Annotated in this window: 18 protein-coding genes and 2 pseudogenes; 1 reads left to right on the plus strand and 19 read right to left on the minus strand. The window is 27.0% G+C overall.

The genetic code is table 11. The features are described 5' to 3' along the window. From mraY to ACUN06_RS07895, 11 genes and pseudogenes are all read right to left on the minus strand, one after another. Positions 1-987, minus strand: coding sequence for a phospho-N-acetylmuramoyl-pentapeptide-transferase (gene mraY, locus ACUN06_RS07845; RefSeq protein WP_291733495.1), 987 nt, complete (start codon positions 985-987; stop codon positions 1-3). A 40-nt stretch (positions 988-1027) separates the two neighbouring features. After that, positions 1028-2386 carry a UDP-N-acetylmuramoyl-tripeptide--D-alanyl-D-alanine ligase gene (locus ACUN06_RS07850; protein WP_449389584.1) on the minus strand — a complete coding sequence of 453 codons (1359 nt, stop codon included), beginning with the start codon at positions 2384-2386 and terminating at the stop codon, positions 1028-1030. Positions 2387-2561: 175 nt separating this feature from the next. Next, positions 2562-4760, minus strand: coding sequence for a stage V sporulation protein D (locus tag ACUN06_RS07855; protein ID WP_294161375.1), 2199 nt, complete (start codon positions 4758-4760; stop codon positions 2562-2564). Between the two features lie 99 nt (positions 4761-4859). Beyond that, positions 4860-5336: a hypothetical protein gene (locus ACUN06_RS07860; protein WP_291733488.1), complete on the minus strand. Its 477-nt coding sequence runs from the start codon at positions 5334-5336 to the stop codon at positions 4860-4862. A gap of 34 nt (positions 5337-5370) precedes the next feature. Further along, on the minus strand, positions 5371-6303 hold the full coding sequence (gene rsmH / locus ACUN06_RS07865; protein WP_291733485.1) for a 16S rRNA (cytosine(1402)-N(4))-methyltransferase RsmH: 933 nt from the start codon (positions 6301-6303) through the stop codon (positions 5371-5373). Between the two features lie 12 nt (positions 6304-6315). Next, positions 6316-6699, minus strand: a pseudogene (locus tag ACUN06_RS07870) (division/cell wall cluster transcriptional repressor MraZ). A 467-nt stretch (positions 6700-7166) separates the two neighbouring features. Next, on the minus strand, positions 7167-7982 hold the full coding sequence (locus tag ACUN06_RS07875) for an IS30 family transposase (protein WP_449389585.1): 816 nt from the start codon (positions 7980-7982) through the stop codon (positions 7167-7169). 158 nt (positions 7983-8140) lie between these two features. Beyond that, positions 8141-9238, minus strand: a complete 1098-nt coding sequence (gene ychF / locus ACUN06_RS07880; RefSeq protein WP_449389586.1) for a redox-regulated ATPase YchF — start codon at positions 9236-9238, stop codon at positions 8141-8143. Between the two features lie 361 nt (positions 9239-9599). After that, the gene (locus ACUN06_RS07885; RefSeq protein WP_449389587.1) at positions 9600-10142 is read right to left on the minus strand and encodes a sugar O-acetyltransferase; all 543 of its coding nucleotides are present in this window, start codon (positions 10140-10142) and stop codon (positions 9600-9602) included. A 286-nt stretch (positions 10143-10428) separates the two neighbouring features. Next, complete coding sequence (locus ACUN06_RS07890; RefSeq protein WP_449389588.1) at positions 10429-12210, minus strand: ABC transporter ATP-binding protein; 1782 nt, start codon at positions 12208-12210, stop codon at positions 10429-10431. Next, positions 12211-13947 carry an ABC transporter ATP-binding protein gene (locus ACUN06_RS07895; protein WP_449389589.1) on the minus strand — a complete coding sequence of 579 codons (1737 nt, stop codon included), beginning with the start codon at positions 13945-13947 and terminating at the stop codon, positions 12211-12213. It lies immediately after the preceding gene. Positions 13948-14454: 507 nt separating this feature from the next. Here ACUN06_RS07895 and pdaA point away from each other — a divergent pair. Beyond that, positions 14455-15219 (plus strand): annotated as a pseudogene (gene pdaA, locus ACUN06_RS07900) (delta-lactam-biosynthetic de-N-acetylase). A gap of 82 nt (positions 15220-15301) precedes the next feature. Here pdaA and ACUN06_RS07905 read toward each other — a convergent pair. The 8 genes from ACUN06_RS07905 to ACUN06_RS07940 all read right to left on the minus strand — a co-directional run bounded on the left by ACUN06_RS07905 (position 15302) and on the right by ACUN06_RS07940 (position 24413). Then, the gene (locus ACUN06_RS07905) at positions 15302-15934 is read right to left on the minus strand and encodes a cyclodeaminase/cyclohydrolase family protein (RefSeq protein WP_291733031.1); all 633 of its coding nucleotides are present in this window, start codon (positions 15932-15934) and stop codon (positions 15302-15304) included. A 12-nt stretch (positions 15935-15946) separates the two neighbouring features. Continuing rightward, complete coding sequence (locus tag ACUN06_RS07910) at positions 15947-17092, minus strand: glycosyltransferase (RefSeq protein WP_449389590.1); 1146 nt, start codon at positions 17090-17092, stop codon at positions 15947-15949. 5 nt (positions 17093-17097) lie between these two features. After that, positions 17098-18378: a glycosyltransferase gene (locus ACUN06_RS07915; protein ID WP_449389591.1), complete on the minus strand. Its 1281-nt coding sequence runs from the start codon at positions 18376-18378 to the stop codon at positions 17098-17100. Positions 18379-18387: 9 nt separating this feature from the next. Further along, positions 18388-19923, minus strand: coding sequence for a murein biosynthesis integral membrane protein MurJ (gene murJ / locus ACUN06_RS07920; protein WP_449389592.1), 1536 nt, complete (start codon positions 19921-19923; stop codon positions 18388-18390). After that, on the minus strand, positions 19913-20659 hold the full coding sequence (locus tag ACUN06_RS07925) for a WecB/TagA/CpsF family glycosyltransferase (protein WP_412873243.1): 747 nt from the start codon (positions 20657-20659) through the stop codon (positions 19913-19915). The genes murJ and ACUN06_RS07925 overlap by 11 nt, the downstream gene beginning before the upstream one ends. Before the next feature lie 13 nt (positions 20660-20672). Continuing rightward, entirely contained in the window at positions 20673-21767 is a 1095-nt protein-coding gene (locus ACUN06_RS07930) for a tetratricopeptide repeat protein (RefSeq protein ID WP_294161362.1), read from the minus strand. 113 nt (positions 21768-21880) lie between these two features. Next, complete coding sequence (locus ACUN06_RS07935) at positions 21881-23608, minus strand: phospho-sugar mutase (RefSeq protein ID WP_449389593.1); 1728 nt, start codon at positions 23606-23608, stop codon at positions 21881-21883. A gap of 199 nt (positions 23609-23807) precedes the next feature. Next, a complete protein-coding gene (locus ACUN06_RS07940; protein ID WP_291733016.1) occupies positions 23808-24413 on the minus strand; it encodes a 50S ribosomal protein L25 in 606 nt (201 codons plus the stop codon). Between the last annotated feature and the right edge of the window lie 29 nt (positions 24414-24442).

The raw sequence follows: 24442 nt of genomic DNA on the forward strand, positions 1-24442 counted from the left end.
CTAAATTGCAAAAAAACCTATTATACATAAAAGTACTGTTATAATTGAAAATACTGTAACTATTTTAACTTCATTCCATCCACATTGTTCAAAATGATGATGAATTGGAGCCATTTTAAATACTCTTTTTCCTGTTAATTTAAATGAAGTAACTTGAATTATTACTGATAAAGCTTCACACACATAAATTCCACCTACTAAAACTATTATTAATGGATTTCCACTTATAATTGCTATAGTAGTAATTGCTCCTCCTATTGCAAGAGAACCTGTATCCCCCATAAATACTTTTGCTGGATAAGCATTATATTTTAAGAAACCTAATAATCCTGCTATTAATGCTACTGAAAATACGGTTAATGAGTAATCTTTTAAAGTAAATGTTAATACTGCAAAGAATGTTAAAACTAAAACTGAAACTGTTGATGCTAATCCATCTAATCCATCAGTTAAATTTACTGCATTCGTCATAGAAGCATAAACAAATATAACAAATGGAATATATAATACACCTAAAGGAAGTTCCATATTTGTAAATGGAATTGCAATATAATGTGGTAAATTTACATAGCTATAATAAGCAAATGCTCCTGAAACTATAAGTAATAAAACCATCTTTTGCCAAGCCTTTAATCCTTCACTTTGCTTTTTAAGTATTTTTAAAATATCATCTAAAAATCCTATAAACCCAAAAGCAATAAGCGAATATAATGCTATCATTCCCTTATCAGTTAAACTTCTACTAACAATAAACATAGCAATTGTAGTTGATAAAATAAATATTACACCACCCATAGTAGGTGTTCCAGCTTTCTTTAAATGAGTCTTAGGTCCATCTTCTCTAATATTTTGACCAAATTTTAATCTTCTTAATAATGGAATTGTAATTGGCCCAAGTACTAAAGATATGACAACCCCTAATATAAATGTAATAATTAATGTTTTTGTTATATTTCCTTGTAATATGTTCATAACACTATCCCCCATCTCTTACTGCTTTAAAAAGCAGTTCACCTCCTTCGTATAATTACATTTCCTCTAGACTTTTAACAACATATTCTAGTTTCATACCTCTTGATGCTTTAATTAATATTACATCATTCTTTTTTACAATACTTTTCAATTCTTTTATGCATTCCTCTTTTGTATTGTACATGATTATATTATCATTTTTAAATCCATCTTTAAAGTTATTAATTTGTTCACCTATTACAATTAATAAATCAGCCTTATCTCTTGCATATTCTCCAATTTTGAAGTGAGCATTTTTAGCTTTATCTCCAAGCTCATACATATCTCCTAATACAGCAACTCTTCTTCCATTTTTATAAGCAGAAAGAACATCTAAAGAAGATTTCATAGAATCTGGACTTGCATTATAACAATCATTTATTATTATAAAATCTTGTTTTTTTATCACTTGTAATCTCATTGATGTTGCTTCTAAATTATCCAATCCTAAAATCATTTCATTAAAAGATACACCAAGACATTCTGCAACCTCAATTGCAAGCATTGCATTTAAAACATTATGCTTACCTGCCATTGGTAGAGTAAATACAGCTTCTTCACCGAAGGCATGAGCTGAAAATTTTGTTTCATCTTCTCTTAATATAATATTAGATGCGTAAACATCATATTCATGATTATAACCAATTTTTTTAACTTTAAATCCTTTTTTATTAATATTCTTTAAATATTCATCTTCTGCATTAAGTATTAAAACATTCTTTTCATCAAAGAAAGTACTTATTTCCATTTTAGCTTTTAAAATATTTTCTTGTGTTTTAAGGTTTTCTATATGTGATAATCCTATATTTGTTATTACACCAATATCAGGTCTTGCTACATCTGCAAGAAGTTCTATTTCTCCAAGGGAACTCATTCCCATTTCAAGTATTGCTACATCATAATCACTTGTTAGCTCTAATATCATTAATGGTAAACCTATATCATTATTAAAGTTACCTTTAGTCTTAAATACATTATATTTTTTACTTAATACAGCCGCTATTAAATCCTTAGTTGAAGTTTTTCCTGTAGATCCAGTTACTCCTACTACTTTAAGTCCTAATTTTTTTCTATAAAATTTAGCTAAGTCTAATAATGCTTTTCTTGTATTTTCAACTTTAATTATAGTTCCACTTTCTTTTACTTCATTTGCATCAAATTTTACTTCATCAACAATAATAATGCTTGCACCTAATTCTAATGCTTTTAATACAAAATCATTTCCATTAAAATTTTCTCCTTTTATAGCTAAAAACACGTTATTTTTAGCTATCTTTCTAGTATCAATACATAATTTATTAAAGGTATTTTCTATCCCTTGTACAATAACCTCTCCATTTACTGCCTTTAACATTTCTTCAAAAGTCATTTGCATAATAATCACTCTACTTTCATAATTCAAATATTATTTATAACTGCTTTTAAATTATTTATAGTTATACTACTTTAATTAATCTTATTATTTTAAATAAAATTAATATCACCTATTTAATTATTATAGGCATAAATTTAGCATGTGAAAACTCACATGCTAAAAATTTAAATAATAATTAATCCTCTTCATACTCAGCACTTAATGTAAGCTTAACAGTTGTGCCTTTTGATATAAGTTCTCCACTTGGAATACTTTGATTTATTATAAGCCCATCACCTTGGATAGTATAATTAATACCTAATTCTTCTAAAAGTTCTATGGCAGCTTTTTTTGAATATCCTCTTACATCTGGCATAATTACATCTTTATTATAAGTTTCATTTTGATTTGTGTAAAGATTAATTGTTGAACCTTCCTTAACATTATAACCAGGATATGGTTGCATATTTGTAATTGTATCTCCATCACCTTCAACTGTACAATTTATATTTAATTCTTTTAATATTTTTTTTGCATCTGAAACAGAAACTCCTCTTACTTCAGGCAAAACTACATCTTTTAAAATCACATTTTCATCTTGTGAAAATTCTTGATTCATATAATTAAATATATCTTGAAATAGTTCTTTTCCTAAAGGTGCTGTTACCACACCTGCATAATAAGCTCCATTACTTGGTTCATCAATAGTTGCAAAAATTGTTATTTGCGGATTATCTACACTTGCAAATCCAGCCATAGATGAAATATATTTTCCTGATTCATATCCTCCTGTAAGAGCATTAACCTTTTGAGCTGTACCTGTTTTTGCTCCTATATGGTACCCTGCTATATAAGCCTTATTAGATCCTCCTTGATTAACAGTTCTTTCTAAATAATCTCTTAACGTAGCAGCTGTAGATTCTGAAATTACATTTTCTACTGTTTTAGGTTCAAATTCTTCATCTATAATTGTATTTCCCTCACTATCAGTATGGCTTATACTTTTCATAACATGTGGCTGAATTAAAGTTCCACCATTAACTATAGCATTAAAAGCTGTCATGTATTGAACTGCATTAACAGTATTTGTTTGACCAAAAGATATTGTTGCAAGATCCGCATCATTCATATTATCTGCTGATTTAACAATTCCTCTTGCTTCTCCTGGCAAATCAACACCTGATACTTGACCAAATCCAAACTTTTTAATATATTCAACTAATTTTTCACTGCCTATCTTTTCACCTAATTTCATAAATCCTACATTACATGAATTTTGAAGTATTTCAGGTAAAATTTGAGTTCCATGTCCTCCACGTTTCCAACATTTAATTGTATGAGGTCCTACTTGTAAACTTCCACCACAAGTAAATTCATCTGATTCATTAACTAAGCCTTCTTCTATAGCAGTTGACATAGTAATAACTTTAAAAATAGATCCAGGCTCAAATGTATCATTTACTAAACTGTTTCTCCACATTTTTTGAAGTTTTTCTGAATCACTTTCCCCAACAAAATCCTCAAATCCAGAAAATGGATTATTAGGATCAAAGTCTGGCTCATTTACCATGGCAAGAATTTCACCATTTTGAGGATTCATAATTAATATTGATACTCTTTTTGCCTTATTATCAATTAAACCTTTTTCAGCTACCTTTTCAGCTATTTCTTGTAAATTTTCATCTATTGTTAATGTTGCATCTTTACCACTAATTGGTGGAGTAAACTTAGATATTGTATAATCTAAAGCTTCACTATTTCTATCAAGTTCAGTTATTCTCAATCCTGGCACACCAGAAAGATATTCATTATATTGTAATTCAACTCCTGTTAATCCTTGTCCATCACTGTTTGTACTTCCAAGAACATGAGCTAAAAACTGTCCTTTTGGATAATATCTTTTTGTATCAGGTGAAACAATAACCCCTTGAATATTTAAATCATTAACTTTATCAGCAACATCTTTTTCAACTCTTCTTACTAAAGTAGCTGAACCTGCATCACTTCCATTTGCAAGTTTAGTTTCTAACTTATCTTTTACCTTTTTAGTATCTATTCCTGTAGCTTCTGAAATTAATGGTGCAATATCATCAGTACTCTTATCAGTTTTCTTTAAATACTGTCTTATTGAATTTAAATCAAAATCCACTCTATAAACATTAGCTGAAACTGCTAACTCATTGCCATTTCTATCTAATATTCTACCTCTTCTGGCATCAATTCTAACTTCACTAGTCCATTGTTCTTCTGCCCTACTTGAATAATCATCTCTTTTTACAATCATAACATAAGATAATCTTACAATTAATAAACCAAATATAGCAACAATAAACCCTAAAGCTAAAACCATTCTTTTTCTCATAACAGCTCTATCTTTAAAAATCTTTTTATTCATACAAATTCCTCCAAGGAGCATTTATAAACGAATGATAAAGATTTTTGTAAAAATAGAGCTGTAAGCAAAATTAAAAGCAAATATCCTATAAACTATTCATTATTTAAATACCCCTATAATTTTTTGTAAAAAATTACTCGTGCTATTTTCCTTAGTTTTTAAATGTGAAAAATATTCTTTTGACATATCAATAGTTATAGTACTTTCAGAGTTAGGATATATCATTCCTAACTCATCCTCTGCTGTGCTTTTTATTTTATCGAAAGATGCAAACTTAAGCATTTTAACATTAATTGCAGCATTTACATCTTTTTCTTCCTTCAGATTTTCTTCTAAAATTAATAATTTCTTTTGATAATCATGGATTTTACTATCTAAAAATAAAGTTGTAGATCCTAATGCAAATAAAATTGTTCCTACTGTAAAACCTGCAATTAAAATATTTTTCTTCATTGCCCTTTCTCTTTTTTTACTTTGTATCCTTTGTTTTTTTCTTTGTTTTTCAGTCTCTTTAATTTTTTTATCTGGTGCTAAAGCTGTATTTCCTCTTATATAATCATATTCTCTAACTCCCATTTTATTCACATCCCTGCTATTTTTCATAATATATTTATAATTTTTCAATCACTCTAAGTTTTGCACTTCTACTTCTTGGATTTTCTTCAACCTCTTGTTTTGAAGGCTCAATTGCTTTTCTACTTATTACTTTTACCTTTGCTTTTTCTCCACATATACAAACTGGAAATTCCTTTGGACATCTACAAGATACAGCTAAATCTCTAAACTTATTTTTAACTATTCTATCCTCTAAAGAATGGAAAGTTATTATTGCCATTCTTCCTCCACTGTTTAATTTATTAACTCCATCTTCTATTGCTTTATTTAAAATTGAAAGTTCACTATTAACCTCAATTCTAATTGCTTGGAAAGTTCTCTTTGCTGGATGAGGTCCTTCTCTTCTTGCCTTTGCTGGAATTGCATCTTTAATTATCTCAACTAATTCTAATGTTGTTTCTATATTTTTTTCACTTCTTTTATTTACAATAAAGTTAGCAATTCTTTTTGCAAATTTTTCTTCTCCATAATCTCTTATGATTCTATATAATTCCTCCTCACTATAATCATTTACTACATCATAGGCTGAAAAACTATTTTCTCTATTCATTCTCATATCTAAAGGTGCATCTTTCATATAACTAAAGCCTCTTTCACCTTCATCTAATTGATAAGAAGAAACTCCTAAATCCATTAGAATACCATCAACTTTTTCTACTCCTAGCTCTTCTAAAATAGCTCCTATATTATGAAAATTGTTATGTACTAAAGTAACATTTGAAAAATTCTGTAATCTTTCTCCTGCTGCTCTTAATGCATCCCTATCTTGGTCTATTCCTATTAATCTTCCATTTTTAGATAATCTCTTCACTATTTGTGATGAATGACCTGCTCCTCCTAAAGTACAATCTACATAAATTCCATCTTCTTTAATATTAAGTGCTTCTAAACATTCATTAAGTAAAACTGATACGTGATTAAATTCCATTTTTATTACTCCTTATATTCCTAAATCGCCATTTTTTCTGCAATTAAGTTAAAATCAATATTTGATTCATTATTTTCTTGCCATTTTTCCTTACTCTAAATCTCTATTATACTTAAAGTCCCTATGCTTACTATATCCTTTTCTATGCCGGCGTATTCCTTTAGGTTTAATGGAATTAATCATCTTCTTTAGCTTGTCCGTCTCAACTTCACAAGCATCTGCAAAAAAGAATCTTACAAATGCCTTGGCATCTTTATTAGTTAATGGTAATTTTTTAGTTTTTCTTCAAGCATTTTATACTCTTTCATTTGATATCCATAAAAATATCATCCGTTCTTTTAGTGATTATAAACTTCACTTTATAAGTTCTTTTCTTAATATCAAAAATATAACAATTGTATTTTTTTACATTTAAGCTTTATAGATGTTACACAATTAAAATATTCTCCCAATTAAGCATTAACTAATCCACTTTTAACCACTTTACATCTTATATATATATTCTATAGAATTATCTCTTTTCCTTCAAGATAAATTTGTTTAAAAATATATTTTTTTCTTGTTAAAATATAGCGAAATCAATATAAAAAATTTTTTCAAATAAAATAATATATTTTAAAATGTTTTTTTCCACAATATTCATATAAAATATTAATTTTAATTATTTTTCTATTTTTTTATTAGACATTTTTATTATAAGACGAATTGTCAAGCTAAGTGCAACACTTAGCTTGTTCTTCGTTAAATGCTTCTAACGGTGTCTTGTATCCAAGACATTTCCGTGGTCTATTATTTAAAATATCCTCAACAATATCAACATGATTTTGATTTATAGTAGAAAAATCAAATTTTTTAGGAAAGAATTATCTAATCAAGCCATTTGTATTTTCATTAGTTCCTCTTTGCCATGAACTGTAAGCATCAGCAAAATACACATCTAAGTCTAATTTATTTTCTAACTCTAAATATCCAGCAAATTCTTTACCACGGTCTACAGTCAATGATTTTAAATTATTCCTACCAAATTTGCATAATGCAATAATACAATGTTCATTAAAAGTAGAAGCTTTTCTATTTTGCATTATTCTGATTTTTGTTAAACGTGTTTTTCTTTCAACGAAAGTTGAAAGACACGCCTTAGATTTTCCCCTACTTGAAACAATAGTATCAAGTTCCCAGTGTCCAATATCTAATCTTTTTCTTACATCTTTAGGTCTTTGACTTATTGTTTTCCCTATATTGAATTTACCTCGAGTTTCTCTTGGTTTTAGTGATTTACCCTTCCTGCGAAGCAGGTCAACGGAACAGTGCTCCAAAATACCTTTATATAGCCAAGAGTATATAGTGCTAAATGAAATTATTTGTTTATTAAATTCAAGTTTTAGACGACCTGAAATCTGTTCTGGAGACCAGTGATTATTTAGCTTTTCTTGAACATAGTTTACTAACGAAGCGTTAGCAATTTTTCCATGAGGTTTACATTTAACTCTTCTGTTTTCATATTTATCTTGAGCTACATGAGCTTTGTATCTTCCATTAAGATTGTTTCTTTTAATTTCTCTTGAAATACTTGATTTATTTCTGTTGAGTTCTTTGGCTATTTTAGATAAACTCCATCCTAAATTTAAATATTCTACTATACAACAACGTTCATTTATAGTAATATGTTTATAGCTCATACAGTCACGTCCTTTAAAGTGGTTTTCTAGTCAATTATTACTTTAACATGAACGTACCCGTATGGGTTATTTTTTTTGCAATTAATTAGTGTTGCACTTGATATTGTAATTTATCATAAGAAAAAAAGGAACTGTTTTTTTACAGTTCCTTAAAAACATTATACATTAAATCTGAAGTTTACAACATCTCCATCTTTCATTACATAATCTTTACCTTCTAATCTGTAAAGACCTTTTTCTTTAGCTGCTGATTCTGAACCACATGCAACTAAATCATCATATGCAACAACTTCAGCTCTAATAAATCCTCTTTCAATATCTGAGTGAATTTTCCCAGCAGCTGCTGGAGCTTTAGTTCCTTCTTTTATTGTCCAAGCTCTTACTTCTTGAACACCTGCAGTTAAGTAGCTTATTAAACCTAATAATTTATATGAAGCTCTTATAAGCTTATCTAATCCTGATTCAGTTAATCCATATTCTTCTAACATTTCTGCTTTTTCTTCATCCTCTAATCCTGATAATTCTTCTTCAAGTTTAGCACATACAACTACAACTTCTGAATTTTCGTTTGCAGCATACTCCTTAACCATTTGAACATACTTATTATTAAGGTTTCCGCTCATCATATCATCTTCTGATATATTACAAGAATATAATACTGGCTTAGAAGTAATCATAAATAAAGATTTAACAAAAGTTTCTTCATCTTCATTTAACTCTAAAGTTCTTATTGGCTTATTAGCTTCTAAGTGTGCTTTTACTTTTTCCATTATTTCATATTCTGCTTTAGCTTTTTTATCTCCTGATCTAGCAAGTTTTACTCCCTTTTCCATTCTTCTTTCTAAAACTTCTAAGTCAGCAAATATTAACTCTAAGTTAATAGTATCTATATCTCTTATTGGATCTACTGAACCTTCAACGTGAACTACATTTTCATCTTCAAAGCATCTAACAGCATGTACTATAGCTTCTACTTCTCTTATGTGTGATAAGAATTTATTTCCTAACCCTTCACCTTTAGAAGCACCTTTAACTAATCCTGCAATATCATAAAACTCAACAGCAGTATAAACTTTTTTCTTTGTCCCATACATTTTTTCTAATACATCTAATCTAGTGTCTGGTACACTAACAACTCCAACATTTGGTTCTATTGTACAAAATGGATAGTTTGCTGATTCAGCTCCTGCTTTTGTTATAGCATTAAATAATGTACTTTTTCCTACGTTTGGTAGTCCTACAATCCCTAATCTCATCTATATAACATCCTTTCGACCTTACTAATACTTCTAAGATTATACTCTATAAGTAATTTTATTTCAATGATAAAATGTACGTTAATTCTCCATAGTTTTCATTTTTATTACAAACTATCAATTGAATTTCCTTTTACCTTTACTGATTTATTTATTAATATTGATTTGTTATATATTTATATATTAATCAAATCACTTCTTAATATGAATTTAACATTTATCACTTAATAATTATCTATTTTTCTTATAATCTACATTTTCAAATATTGCAACATTTGTCTCTGAAATTATAATTTTTACTTTCTTTGCTTTATAACTTTTTGTTAAAAAAAATTCAGCTTTCACTGAATTTTTTAATACTTTATAAATATTTTATAATTTTAGCTGGATTTCCAGCCACTACAACATTATCTGGAACATCTTTAACAACTACAGAACCAGCTGCTACAACTACATTATTTCCAATAGTTATTCCTGGTAATATAACTGAACTTCCACCAATCCATGCATTATTTCCAATAACCACAGGTTTTCCATATTCTAATCCAGATATTCTAGTTTGTGAATCTAATGGATGTGTAGCTGTATAAATACATACTCTTGGAGCTAACATACAATTATCACCTATAGTTACTTTACAAACATCTAATATAACGCAATCATAGTTAGCAAAAAAGTTTTCTCCTACATAAATATTATATCCATAATCACAACGAAAATTAGGCTTTATACAAAAATTTTCTCCTGTGCTTCCAAATAACTCTTTTAATATTTCACTTCTATTTTCTTCTGGTGAATTATTAAACTTCCACAAAATTCTTTGTGCTATATTATGTTCTTTAGTTAGCTCTTCATCACTTGCATAATATAATTCTCCAGCTAACATTTTTTCCTTTTCTGTCATACTATTCTCCCTTAATATTTAATATTTCATTTAATAATTTTATGTGTAAATTCATATTCTTTTGATTCTTCATTATTTTTATTGTAAATACAACTTACTTTAACATAATAAAAATAATTAAAATTACTATAAAATTATTATTAATATAAACCTTTTAATCTAAATATTAACTTAAAATACATTTTATATTTTATTTGTGTTAATTGTATACTAAAAACTCCTAAAAACAATCTCCACTCATATAAAAAACTCCCAAAAGAGAGTTTTAAACTAAACTTGTAACATTTCACTGATTCATAAAATTATATTGTGCCATATATAATTCATAATAAATTCCTCTTAATTTTAAGAGTTCTTCATGATTTCCCTCTTCTTCAATTTTTCCATTATTAATTACCATTATTTTATCACAATCTCTAATAGTTGAAAGCCTATGAGCAACTACAAAAGAAGTTCTTCCATGAAGTAATTTTTCTATTCCTTTTTGAACTAATTTTTCTGTTACTGTATCTATATTGGATGTTGCTTCATCTAAAATTAAAATACGAGGATTAGCAAGTAATGCTCTTGCAAATGATACTAACTGTCTTTGTCCTAATGATAATCTAGAACCACGTTCATTTACTTCTGTCTTATATCCATTTTCAAGTTTCATAATAAATTCATGAGCATTAACCGCTTTTGCTGCATTAATTACTTCTTCATCAGTAGCATCTAATCTTCCATATCTTATATTTTCCATAATAGTATCAGAAAATAAAAATGTATCTTGAAGCATTATTCCCATTTGACTTCTAAGAGATTCTAATTCAACATTTTTTATATTTTTCCCATCTATTAGCACTTCTCCAACTGTAGGATCATAAAACCTACTTATTAATGAAACAATTGTACTTTTCCCAGCCCCTGTTGCTCCAACAAGTGCAATTTTTTCACCTTTATTAACTTTAAAATTAATATTTTTTAATACTTCATTATCATTATCATAAGCAAAAGAAACATCCATAAATTCTACAGTTCCATTTATTTTACCAATACTTTTTGCAGCTTGTGAATTTTTAACTATTGGCTTTTGGTCTAATATATCAAATATCCTATCAGCAGCTGAAAAGTTAGTAATTAATGTGTTATAAAAACTTGATAAATTCATTATGGGTCTCCAAAACATCCCTACATACATAGAAAATGCAATTAATGTACCAATTGTAATTTCATTATTTATAACCATCTTATATCCCAATCCAAAAACTACTATTGTTCCAACTCCCCATGATAATTCAACTAATGGCCAAAAGAAATCATTTAACATTACAGCTTTTATAAAAGAATCATTCAATTCTTTTACCATTCCTTTAAAATTATTTCTAGTTCCCTCTTCATTTGCAAACCCTTGTACAACTTTTATTCCTGAAAAATCTTCATGAGTAAACCCATTTAAATTTGATCTTTTATTTCTATATATTTCCCATCTTTTTCTTGAAAATATCTCAATTGCAAAAATTACAATCCCTAACAATGGAAGTAATGTAATACATGCTAATGCTAACTTGTAATTAAGAATAAGCATTATAACTGCAACACAAATTAAATTTAATAATTGAGGTATTAATGATTCAATACTTTGAGAAAACAAGCTTTTTAATGCATTAACATCTCCAACCACCCTTGCTAGTATTTTACCAACAGGCCTGCTATCAAAAAAATCAAAAGATAAGCTTTGTATATGTGTATATAATTCATGTCTTATATTAACTAAAATATTATTTGTAATTGAAGTTATCATTTTCCACCTTATTCTTGATAAGACCCATGCAACTAAGTTTAATATAATCAATGCTGCTCCTATAATTAGCAATCCTTTTACATTAAAATTTACAATATAATTATCAATAGCAACTTGTAATAACCATGGATTTACTATTCCACTAACCATTACAAAAATCATAAGAATTATTATAATTAAAGCTTTAAATTTATAAGGCTTAAGATATTTTATAAGCTTCATAGTTAGTTCTTTTTTGCTTCTTCTTGTTATTTCTTCATCTTTCACAATTTCGTTATAACTCATCTAAATCACCTCTTCTTCTAGTAAATTAAAATCTCTAAATTGGTCGTTATAAATATCATAATATCTTCCCTTTTTCTTTAAGAGTTCATCATGAGTACCACTTTCCTTTATCTGTCCATCCTCTAAATATATAATTAAATCTGCATTTTTAACTGCTGAAATTCTATGCGCTATTATAAATGTTGTACTTTCATGCTTCCTATTTGAAAGATTTTTTAATAATTCATGTTCAGTTTCCATATCTAATGCTGATGTTGAATCATCTAAAATTAATATTTTAGCTTTTCTAACTAATGACCTTGCAATAGCTATCCTTTGCTTTTGTCCCCCAGAAAGACCTATTCCTCTTTCTCCTATTTCAGTATTATATCCTAATTCTAACCCTTCAATAAATTCATTAGCACATGCTAATTTACTAGCTTCCTTTATTTCTTCAAAACTTGCATTTTCATTGCTAAACTTTATATTATTTAAAATCGTTTCAGAAAATAAGAATGTTTCCTGAGGAACAATGGCCATATTTTTTCTTAAAAATTCTAAGTTATATTCTTTTATATCAATTCCATCAATTTTTATACTACCTTTACAAGTATCATAGTACCTACCAATTAAATTTATTAAAGAAGATTTTCCAGCGCCTGTTGCTCCCATTATAGCTACTGTACTTCCTGCTTTTATATCTAAATTTATATTTTTTAATACTAATTTATCATCATATTTAAAGTTAACCCCTTCAAATTTTATATTACCTTTAATATTTTTAACATCTTTAAAGTTTTCTTTAGTTTTAATACTAGGATCCTTATCCATTATTGCAAAAATTTTATTTGCAGATGACACTGTTCTTGAAAGTAAGTCTGTTAGTTCTCCAAGCATTCTCATTGGCCATATCAAATTCCATATATATCCATTAAATGCAACTAATATACCTATGCTTACTTCACCATCCATTACGAGAAATCCACCTAAAACAATCATTATAACAAGTGCAATATTTGTTAAGAACTCTATTGGTGGAAAATAATCACCTATTATTTTTGCTTGCTCCATATTTAAATCATAATAAACTTTATTCATCTTTAAAAATTTATTTATTTCATATTTTTCTCTTGAAAAAGCCTTAACAAGTTTTATTCCTGCAATATCTTCTTGAGCAATAGTATTAATTTCAGCTGTTTGATCACTTATTTTGCTATAGGTTTCTCCAAACTTATTTTCTAATTTTATTCCTATAAATCCAATTGGAATCATTACAATAAAACAAGCTAAAGCTAACTTATAATTTAAAACAAATAGTATTATTGTTGAAATCACAAAGTAAATTATATTTTCAATAAAAAGTCTCATTCCATATCCTATTGTTTGCCATATATTCTCTGCATCCTCACCTATTCTTGACATCAATTCCCCTGTATTCATATTGTCAAAATATTCAAATTCTAATGTTTGAATATGTGCAAACAAATCATTTTTTATATCTTGATGTACCCAACTACTTAATACATCATATAAAAATTCTTTTCCATATCCTAACATTGCCTTTATGATAGTTATAATCCCTATCCATACTAATACTGAAACAATAACATTTTGATTTCCTTTCATTAATCCACTATCTATGAATACTTGTTGTAAATATGGAAGGAATAAATCTACTCCTATAACTATCAACATGCACATTGTTCCAATAATAACAGTTCCCTTATATTTAGAAACATACTTAAGTATCCTCTTCATTTTTCTTCCCCCTTATAATTATAATTTTTTTACTCACCTTTTCTTCCTTTTATAAATACAAACTCACCCCTTAAAAAAATAATAAAAGGCCATGATTACTCCACGACCTTTTATTATTAAATATACTAACTTTAAATATAAAAAATACCTGTGATAATAACCACAACCTCCATAAACAAATCTTATTACATATCTTTTTAATAAATATAATATTTATTTTATATATTAAAAAGACTCCTAGAGATAGGGTTATTAAAAATATTATTGTTATATTTACTTATAATTAAATTAAACATTTCTTTTAAATTTATATAAGATTTTAACATATTCCTACCTCCTTCATTAATAATACATTTCCATTATATCCCTTTAATAGCTTCTTGTCAATTTTTTCTATATATTTTCTTTATTTTCCATGTGTAATATTTTCGGCTCTACAAAAGATATTATTAGGAGGTGATACTATTGAAAAAAAATAAATTCTCCTTTTTATTAGTATCAATTTTTATTTTAATTTCTTTAATTGTAAGCAATGCCTATGCTTATTCAAAATATTCAATCGGTGATGATTTTGAATTGAATTGGTATTTTGTTAACAGAGGCAAAGATTTAATGCCTGAATGCCCTAAAGAAGCAACAGGACTTTTATCTAAATATAATGCCTATTATTTAGGCGATACTAATGAAAAAGTAATTTACTTAACTTTTGATTAAGGGTATGAAAATGGATATACAGCAAAAATATTAGATATACTTCGTGATGAAAAAGTTCCTGCTGCTTTTTTTGTTGTAAAACCATATATAGTTCAAAATCCTGAAATAGTTAAAAGAATGGCTGATGAAGGTCATTTAGTATGTAATCACTCTAACCACCATCCATCAATGGCAAGTGTTACAGATCCACAAAAATTCAAATCTGAATTTATAGATGTAGAAAATGCTTACAAAGAAGTCGTTGGTAGCGATATGCCTAAATTTTTTAGACCACCTATGGGCAAATATTCTATTAATTCATTAAAGAAAACTAATGATTTAGGATATAAAAGTATTTTTTGGAGTTTTGCCTACAAAGATTGGATTATAGACAATCAACCTAGCGAAGAAGTCGCTATAAAAAAAATAACACAAGGTGTTCATCCTGGATGCATAATGTTATTACATGCAGTTTCAAAAACAAATACTGCTGTTTTAAAAACTGTAATACAACAAATTAGAGCTGATGGCTATGAATTTAAACCTCTTACTGATTTACCTGAATACCAATCACAATAAAAATTAATATATAAAACCTAAGTATTTCAAAATAATAAAGCCATAATATAAAGTTGAAAAACTTATATTACAGCTTTATTATTTATATTCCATATTCTTTAACTATAATTTCTTTTTTATCTAATGACTTTTTAATTATTTCTCTACATTCTTCTGGAATATTTTCATATCCTTCTTTATTATATAAACTATTATAATTTACAAAAACATTAACTACTGCACTTTCTATAGCTGAATGTAAAAGTATTGCTGCTACTATAGCATCAGATGTTAAATTCTTATTTCCAAATTCAATAGCAAAATCTATATTATCATAAAATTTTAACGAATCTTTAGCTAAATTTAAAGGAGATTCCATTGCTGCTATCGTCTTTTCTTTAATCATTTGTGATCTATATTTCTTTTCTACATCACTTTCTTTTGGAAGTTTAAATGTATCCATTAATGCTATAAAGGTTTCCCTATCTGTTTCCATATAGGAAATACTTTTACTTATAAATTCTTCACATTTTACTTTTAAACTTTTCATTTTTTCTTTATTTTCATGATTTAAATTTTCAAATGATTTTTTATCTACAGTAAATGAATATACCATAGAATTTAAAGCTCCTGCTAATGCTGAAACTAATGCAGCTGTACTTCCGCCTCCTGGTGATGGTAAATCTGTTTTTAATTCATATAAAAACTTATCTATTGAATAATCCTTAAAATACATATTAACACCTCTTTATCTTATAACTTTTTTATAAACATTTATTATTTTTTTTATTATAACATTTGCACTAAACTTTTCAGTACAATAATTCCTTAAACTTTCTGGATTATATTTACTATAATTCTCCCTTACCTTTTCCATAGCTTGTGCTAATTTATTTACATTATCTATTTCAACTAATACTCCAACCTCTTCATTTATTATATCTTCTGCTCCACCATTAAATGTTGCTATTACTGGTTTTCCACTTGCTAAAGCTTCAATATATACAACTCCAAAGGTTTCATATCTTGAAGGTAGTACAAATATATCACATTTATTCATCCAACTTGCTACCTCTTCTCTAGATAATGCTCCTGTAAATAATACTTGTGGTTCTACTCCATTTTCTTTTGCTATTCCCTTTAGCCATTCCTTTTGACTTCCATCTCCACCTATAACTAATTTAACATTTTTATTTTTATATACTTTTGCAAAAGATTTAATTAATGTATCAAACCCTTTTTCACCTTCTAAAAATGCAACACTGAAAAATGTAAAATCATTATTTTCTTTTTTAACATTTCTAATATCAAATAAAGATAAATCAACAAGATTTCCAATAACCTCTATATCATTTCTTCCTGCTAATTTTTCAATTTCCTTCTTTAAGCCATTTCCAACTGTTATTATCTTATCTGCAGTTTTATAAGAATCTATAATTCTTTTATAATAGCTTTTTCTTACATAAACTCCTCTTTCTACAGAAGAATGTTCAGTAATAACTAATGGAATATTATATTTTTTTGCTATATAAGCTGCACTTATTCCACCCCATAGTGATGATTGAGCGTGGATAATATCTACTTTACCTTCTTTTTTAGTAATTTCCTTATATAACTTTTCCACTCTTTTATCAAATACATTAAACATTAAAGAACTTTTAGGTATAAAATTATAATTTTTATATCTATAAGTTCTTAATCCTTTTTCAATTTCAAAAAACAATCCACTTTTTTCTTTTATTTTGCCCATTAATGTTAATGGCCATATTTCGTTATAAGCAACAGTTACTTTTACTCCACTCTCTTGAAGTTTATTAGCTTGTTCTCTAAAAAAACTACCATGAACTTTATTTCTTGAATTATCATACCAAGAAGGTATAAACATAACATGCATAATGATTACCCCCTTAATATATCATTAAGTCTTTTAGAAATGTACTGCCATTTATATTCCTCTATAGCTCCATGCTTTATTCCCAATTCAATCATAGATGCTATTTTATTGATTCCATTAACAATTTCATCAACATTGTTATTGACAACAATACACTTTTCTTTATTTTTCACTACATCTTTTATAGGATCATTTTCATCTCCAAGAATAACAAAAATAAGTCCTTCTGCACCAAAGTAATCATAAACCTTAGCTGGGATTTGTTTTGAATTTTTATTTCCAAATAATAAAAGCACTTGACTATTAAGCATATACCCTAAAGCTTCATCATATGGAATTCTCGGTGAAACACTAACTTTATCAATAACATTTAATTTATTTTTAACTTCATCACTATCAATATTTCCAAAAAACATAATATTTAATTTGTTGTATAAATCAATATTTTCATTTTTAATTACATTTAAAGCATCTATAAATGGATTAACATTTCTAAGCTTTGAAAAAATTTCTCCTGCATAAACAAAATTTATTTTCTCCTTTTCTATAAGCTTAGGATTTGATTTTTCCTTTATTTCTTTATATTGCTTTTCATCATATCCTCTAGTTACTATAAATGTTTTTTCTATTGGAATATTATATGAGTTTACATAATCATCTCTATTAGCATTAGTTACAAAAATAAATCTGTCACTTAAATTAACAACTTTTCTTTCAAATGATTGTTCATATTTTCTTCTTACTGGACTTATATTTTCTCTTGTTGAATCTTTAAGCCATGGATCGCTCCAATAAGTTACCCATGGTAAATCTTTAAACTCTTCTTTAATTTTCATTGCACAAATATGACTTGATGGCGGTTCATGCATTGAAAACATAACATCAAATTTTTCTTTCTTCATTAATTCTATTCCATACTTTGATGCTGCTTTAGCCCAATTAAAATACATATCTGGTACTGCAATTATAGATTTTCCTTTTTTAAGCATACTTTTTATAAAACTTTTATTATTTTGTGAAGAATTTACTGCAGCTTTATTGCTAGGCTTCTTTGGCATAATTTTTTCAAAGATTTTACCTCCTGAAATTATATGCATCTTCACTTTTTCGTTTAACATGCTAAGTATATACTCATCATAATAAATTGAATTCTTTGGGAAGTTCACCGTTAATAAGTGAACTTCATTTTCATCTATTTTAGCTAAATTATTTAAATATTGTAGTGTTTCTATAGATGCAGAATTATTTATTAATGGTGAATAACATGCTATAAATAATATTTTCATATTTTCCTCCTATGCAGCTTTTTTAGACACCTTATTTTTTATCATATCTATCGCTTCATTAAATTCTTCAATTTTTAATATCTTACATAATATAGAATATATAAGTATACCTGCAGTTCCATTAACTAAAATTATTATTATTTTATTATCAAGGTTTAACACATTATTTAATGCAACTAATACAAATAACATCATTATTGCAGCAAAAAGTATTTTTAATAACTTTATTATCATAGGTACAACATCAAAATTACCTACAAGTCTTCTAGTAGAAATAAATAAAAGTACTGCAGTTACTATAGATGATATGGTTGAAGCCATTGCCACTCCAAAAACTCCATATATCTTTGATAATGTAATGCTTAAAATAATATTTACAATAACCCCTATAACACCATTCATCGTTGTAACCTTAGTTTTTTGCATTGAAAATAATGAAGAATTTAATATGTCTCTTACTCCTGTAAATGGTAATACTAATGAATAACCTAAAAATGCCAATGAAGTCAATCCTACATCAGAAGCTGTAAAATTACCTCTTTCATAAAAAATACTAATAACTTCTTTATTTAACAATATAAATCCAAATGAAATTGGTATTAATAATAATGCTATTATTGAAACAGATTTTGATAAATACACTACAAAACCTTCATTATCTCCTTCATTTAACTTATTTGCCATTAAAGGATACATTACCGATACAATTGCTGTTGTTATTGCAGTATTAGCAAAAACTATTATCTTTTGTGCAAAATCTAAAGCACTAACAGCTCCATCTCCCAATGATGATGCAACTTTCATATCAACTACCATATTTAATGAATTAGCTCCTGATCCAATTATTACAGGAATAATTAATATTAAAATCCTTTTAATTCTTTCATCTTTTAAATCAATAAACAATTTAAATTTATATCCATATTTATATAAAACCGGAACTTGAATTGCAACTCTTAAAAAGTTACCAATAACATTTGCAATTGTAAGTCCAATAATATTTATATTTGAAAAAAATAATAAATAAATTATCATTGGTACATTAAAAAACATTCCTAAAATTGATGGTATAACAAAATCTTCACATACTTGAAGCATTGCCGTATAGCAAGCGTTTATTGATAAAAACAAAAGATTAAATAATGTTATTCTAGTTAAAAAAACTGTAAGTATAAATTTTTCATTACTAAACCCATCAAACATAAAAGAAACTATTTCTCTTGTAAATGCAAACCCTAAAGAAAATGCAATAATAGATATTACTAATAATATGGATATTATATTATTGGAAAATTTAAACATTTCTTTTTTATTTTTTTCATACTTGACTTTACTAAGCATAGGAATAAATACAGTCGATATAGCAAGCCCAACAATAGTAAAAACAGTTTCTGGTACAGATACAGCTGCTTTATAAGCATCTGTATACATATTCATACCAAATTGATAGCTTACAAGCATATCTCTAAATAAACCTAAAAATCTACTTATTATACTTATAATCATTACAATAAATGCTGCTTTAAATATTTTGCTACCTTTCATATTTTTTACCCCTATTTTTAATAACAATTCCTATAAATTTAGGAATACTTCCAAGCCTCTTTATTCTCCACGGTTCCTTGGATACTCTATAAGCCCATTCCATACCTATATTAATCATCCATCTTGGTGCCCTATTAACCTTTTCTGCAATAACATCAAAGCTTCCACCAACCCCCATAAATATTTTGCAAGGTAATTCATCCATATATTTCACAATAAAATTTTCTTGTCTTGGACATCCCATTGCTACAAAAATTGCCATTGGTTTCTTTTCTTTTATTTCTTCTAATATTTCTTTTGGATTATTTAAATCAAAAAAACCATTATGATATCCAGCAATATTTATTTTAGGAAAATCCCTAACTATATTAGCAACACAAGCCTTTAAATTTTCTTCACTTGCTCCTAATAAATAAATACTTTCTCCTGTTTTCTCACATTTTTCAAGTATTTTTTTCATTAATTCTATTCCTGCTATTTTTTCCTTTACTGGAGTCTTTAATATTTTTGCACTTATTTGAACTCCAACTCCATCTGGTATTATTACTGACTTATCAGATATAAAATTTTTAAATAATTCTTTATTATTTAATCCAACATATAATACTTCTGGATTTCCTGATACAATATGAACCTTTTTCATGGAAAAAACTTTTTCTAAGCAGCTATTCATATCAGAAGCAAAAATTTTATAACCTAACATATCTATATTTCTATATCTTTCAGCTTTACCCATATACTCTCTTTCCTTATTGCTCCTTGTTAATCATAGTATCTAATTGTTTTACTATTTCATCATCAGGATTTAAATTTTTAGCTATATCTAAATGTAATTTTGCATTTTCTAAATCATTAATATTTAAATAGCACATTACAATATTAGTACAAATTTCAACATCTCTAGATGCTTCAAATGCTTTTTTAAAGAATTTAATAGCTTCTTCAAAATCATTAATACAAGCATAATTTAAACCTAATTCAACTATAACTTCAAGTATTCCACTTTCTCTCTTTACACTTTCTTTTAAGTAATAAATAGCCTTGTGATAATCTTCTAATTTTCTAAAAGCAATTCCTAAGTAATAATAAATAAGGGGATTTTCTTCAAATTCTCCTGCAAGTCTTAATAATATTTCAACTGCCTTTGCTGGTTCTTCAGCTAATAATTCAATTGCATTTTCATAATCTGAAATATTTTGTATATCAGTATTTATTATTTCAACCTCTTTAGTTACCTTGCCACCCTTATTTATATATTCATTAATTGCAACTCTTGCAGCCTTAAAATCACCTTCATTTTTAAGAACAATTGCTTTATATAAATATGGTTCTGCTATTTTTAAATTATTTGTAATGCAATATTCAATATCATCTAATAATATATCCTTAAAGCTACTATCCTGTTCTCTTATAGTTTCACCTACAAGAAGTATTTTTTTCATAACTTCAAGGTCCTTTGAATATGAATAATATCCTTTTAATAAAAGATAAGCATCTAAATATCTTTCTTCTTGTATTCTTTTGCTTATTAATGATTTAATACAATTTTCTGTATCTTTTATATAATCTAAAATTAACTCATAATCATCATTAAATCTTAAATTTTCATCTGCACCAATTGCTATAAACATTCCTTCTATAAAATAGTATATTGGTAAGTTCTTTATCTTTATTTCATCATTTATATTTGAACTTATGTATTCAGAACTAATTGGTAAATATAAATCTTTATTTTTAAAAGTAACATATGATGGTATTCCTATATTTTCTTTAAATCCATCTTTATTCATTTCTAAAAATAATAATTTACTCATTCTTTCCTTAATTTTTGCCTTATAATCCATAAATTACACTCCTTTAGTAAATTATTTCATTATTCATAATACATTATTACCTTAAAAGTTTCAAATTAATTAAGTAAAATAAAAAAACTGCTGGAATACCAGCAGCCCTTTTATTATGCTAATTTTTCATTTATAATTTCCATAACCTTTTCGTTAAATCTCTTTAACTTTTCTTCAGCATTTGTTAAACTTTCTCCCTTAACTGCTGAATAAACTTTCATTTTTGGTTCTGTACCTGAAGGTCTAACAACAAATGATGAACCATCAGCTAAAATGTATTTTAATACATTTGATTTTGGTAAGTTAATAACAAATTCTGTATTGTTTTCTAAATTTTCTTCTTTACTTAACTTATAGTCAAGTCTAGTTTCAACTTTAACTCCATCAACTTCTGTTAAAGCTGTTTCTCTTAATAAATCTAAGCACTTACTAATTTTTTCTTGCCCTTCTTTACCTTTTAACTCAATTGAAATTAAGTCTTCTTTAAAGAATCCAATTCTATTATAAAGTTCAATTAAAGCTTCATATAAAGATTTTCCTTGTTCTTTATAATAAAGTGTCATTTCTGCTATTAACATAGAAGCTATAACAGCATCTTTATCTCTAACAAATTCTCCAGCTAAATATCCATAACTTTCTTCAAATCCAAATAAATACTTCTTATCTCCCTTTTCTTGGAATTGTCTTATTTTTTCTCCAATATATTTGAATCCAGTTAAAACATCCATTATTTCAACACCATAGTAATTAGCTATAGCTCTTGCACCTTCACTTGTTACGATAGTTTTAATAACAACTCCATTTGAAGGTAATTTTCCTTCTTCTTTAAGTGATGATAATATATAATCTGTTAATAAAAGACCTGTTTGATTTCCTGTTAAAACTTTATATTCCCCACTATTTTCTTTAACAACAACACCTATTCTATCACAATCTGGGTCTGTACCAAATATGATATCAGGAGTATTTGTTTTAGCCATTTCTAAAGCTAATTCAAATACTTGTGGATTTTCTGGATTTGGATAAGAAGCTGTTGGGAAATTACCATCTGGTTTTTCTTGTTCTTTTACAACTTCAACATTTTCATATCCTAATTCTTTAAGAACTCTTCTAACTGGCATATTTCCACTACCATGAATTGGAGTATATATAACCTTTAAGTCTTTAGCATGCTCTTTAACTAATTCTGTTCTTATAGTAAGACCTTTTACTTCTTCAAGATAAGCCTTATCTACATCTTCACCTATATATTCTAAAAGATTGTCTTTTATTGCTTCTTCTAAAGAAATAGTCTTTATATCTTCATAATTTTCTATGCTATTTACTTCATTAATAATTAGTCCAGCCTTTTCGTCTGTAACTTGTCCACCGAATTCATCATATACTTTATATCCATTGTATATTTTTGGATTATGTGAAGCTGTAATTACTATTCCACCTTGACAACTTAAATGTCTCGTTGCAAAAGAAAGCATTGGTGTTGGTCTTAAGCTTTCATATAAATATACTTTTACATTATTTGCACAAAGAGTTAAAGCTGCTGCTTCAGCAAATTCCTTTGACATATTTCTTGAATCATATGCAATTGCAACCTTTGGTGATTCAAAGTTTTTATTTAAATAATTAGCAAAGCCTTGTGTTGCCTTTGATACAGTGTAAACGTTCATTCTGTTAGAACCATATCCTATAACCCCTCTTAGTCCACCTGTACCAAAATCTAATTCTTTATAAAATCTATCTTCTAACTCTTTTTCGTCTGTAATTCCTCTTAGTTCTTCTTTTACGCTTTCTGATATTACTTTTGAGTTTAACCACTCATTATACTTCTCTTTATAATTCATTTTATTCCCTCCTAAACATTTTCAATAGTATATCCCTTAGTTATTATATACCAAATTTATATAAAATTAAATAAAAAAATAAGAAGATGTCGCATTAAGAATAAATACTACAATATATTGTGTTGATTTTTATTTTTAAAACAATATATTGTGTATAAAAATTTTAGTGCGACAGCCCCTTATTTTTTGCATATATTTTTTATTCTGCTACATCTTTTATATCAGCTTCTTGTGCTTCATCCATATCATCACTAACCGTCTTACGTTCATAACTTATAGAAGCAATTACTGAATTTAAATCATCTAAAATTGATATTTCTGATGCAACTTCTAAATCTCCAAATTTATATACAGACCCAACAGTTCCTGTACCTACATTAAAATCTATATATTTAGGTATTGCTTCAGCTGAACATTCAACTTTTACATTATCTTTTTCTTTTTGTAATACAATACCTTTCTTATTAAGAAATTCTTCACCAATATAATGTATTGGTACAGAAGAAATTACCTTTTCATTTCCTCTTACTTCTTCTAAATCCAAATGAATAATTTTATTTGTAACTGGATCTTTTTGAATTTCTTTTATTAAACCTTTATGATTTTCTCCATCTAAAGAAAATTCAAGAACTCCATGTTGCCCATTAATTCCTATTTCATGAGCTAATTCAATTTCTCCTACTTCAAATGCTAAGTTTTTTATTGTTTTCCCATATAAAACACCTGGTACCTTACCATGTTTTCTTGATTTTTTTGCACTATTTGGAATATCTGTTGGTCTTTTATTAATTTCTAAACCTGACACTTCACATTACCTCCTGTTTTTAAACTCTC

The organism is Clostridium sp. ETTB3 (assembly GCF_053571985.1).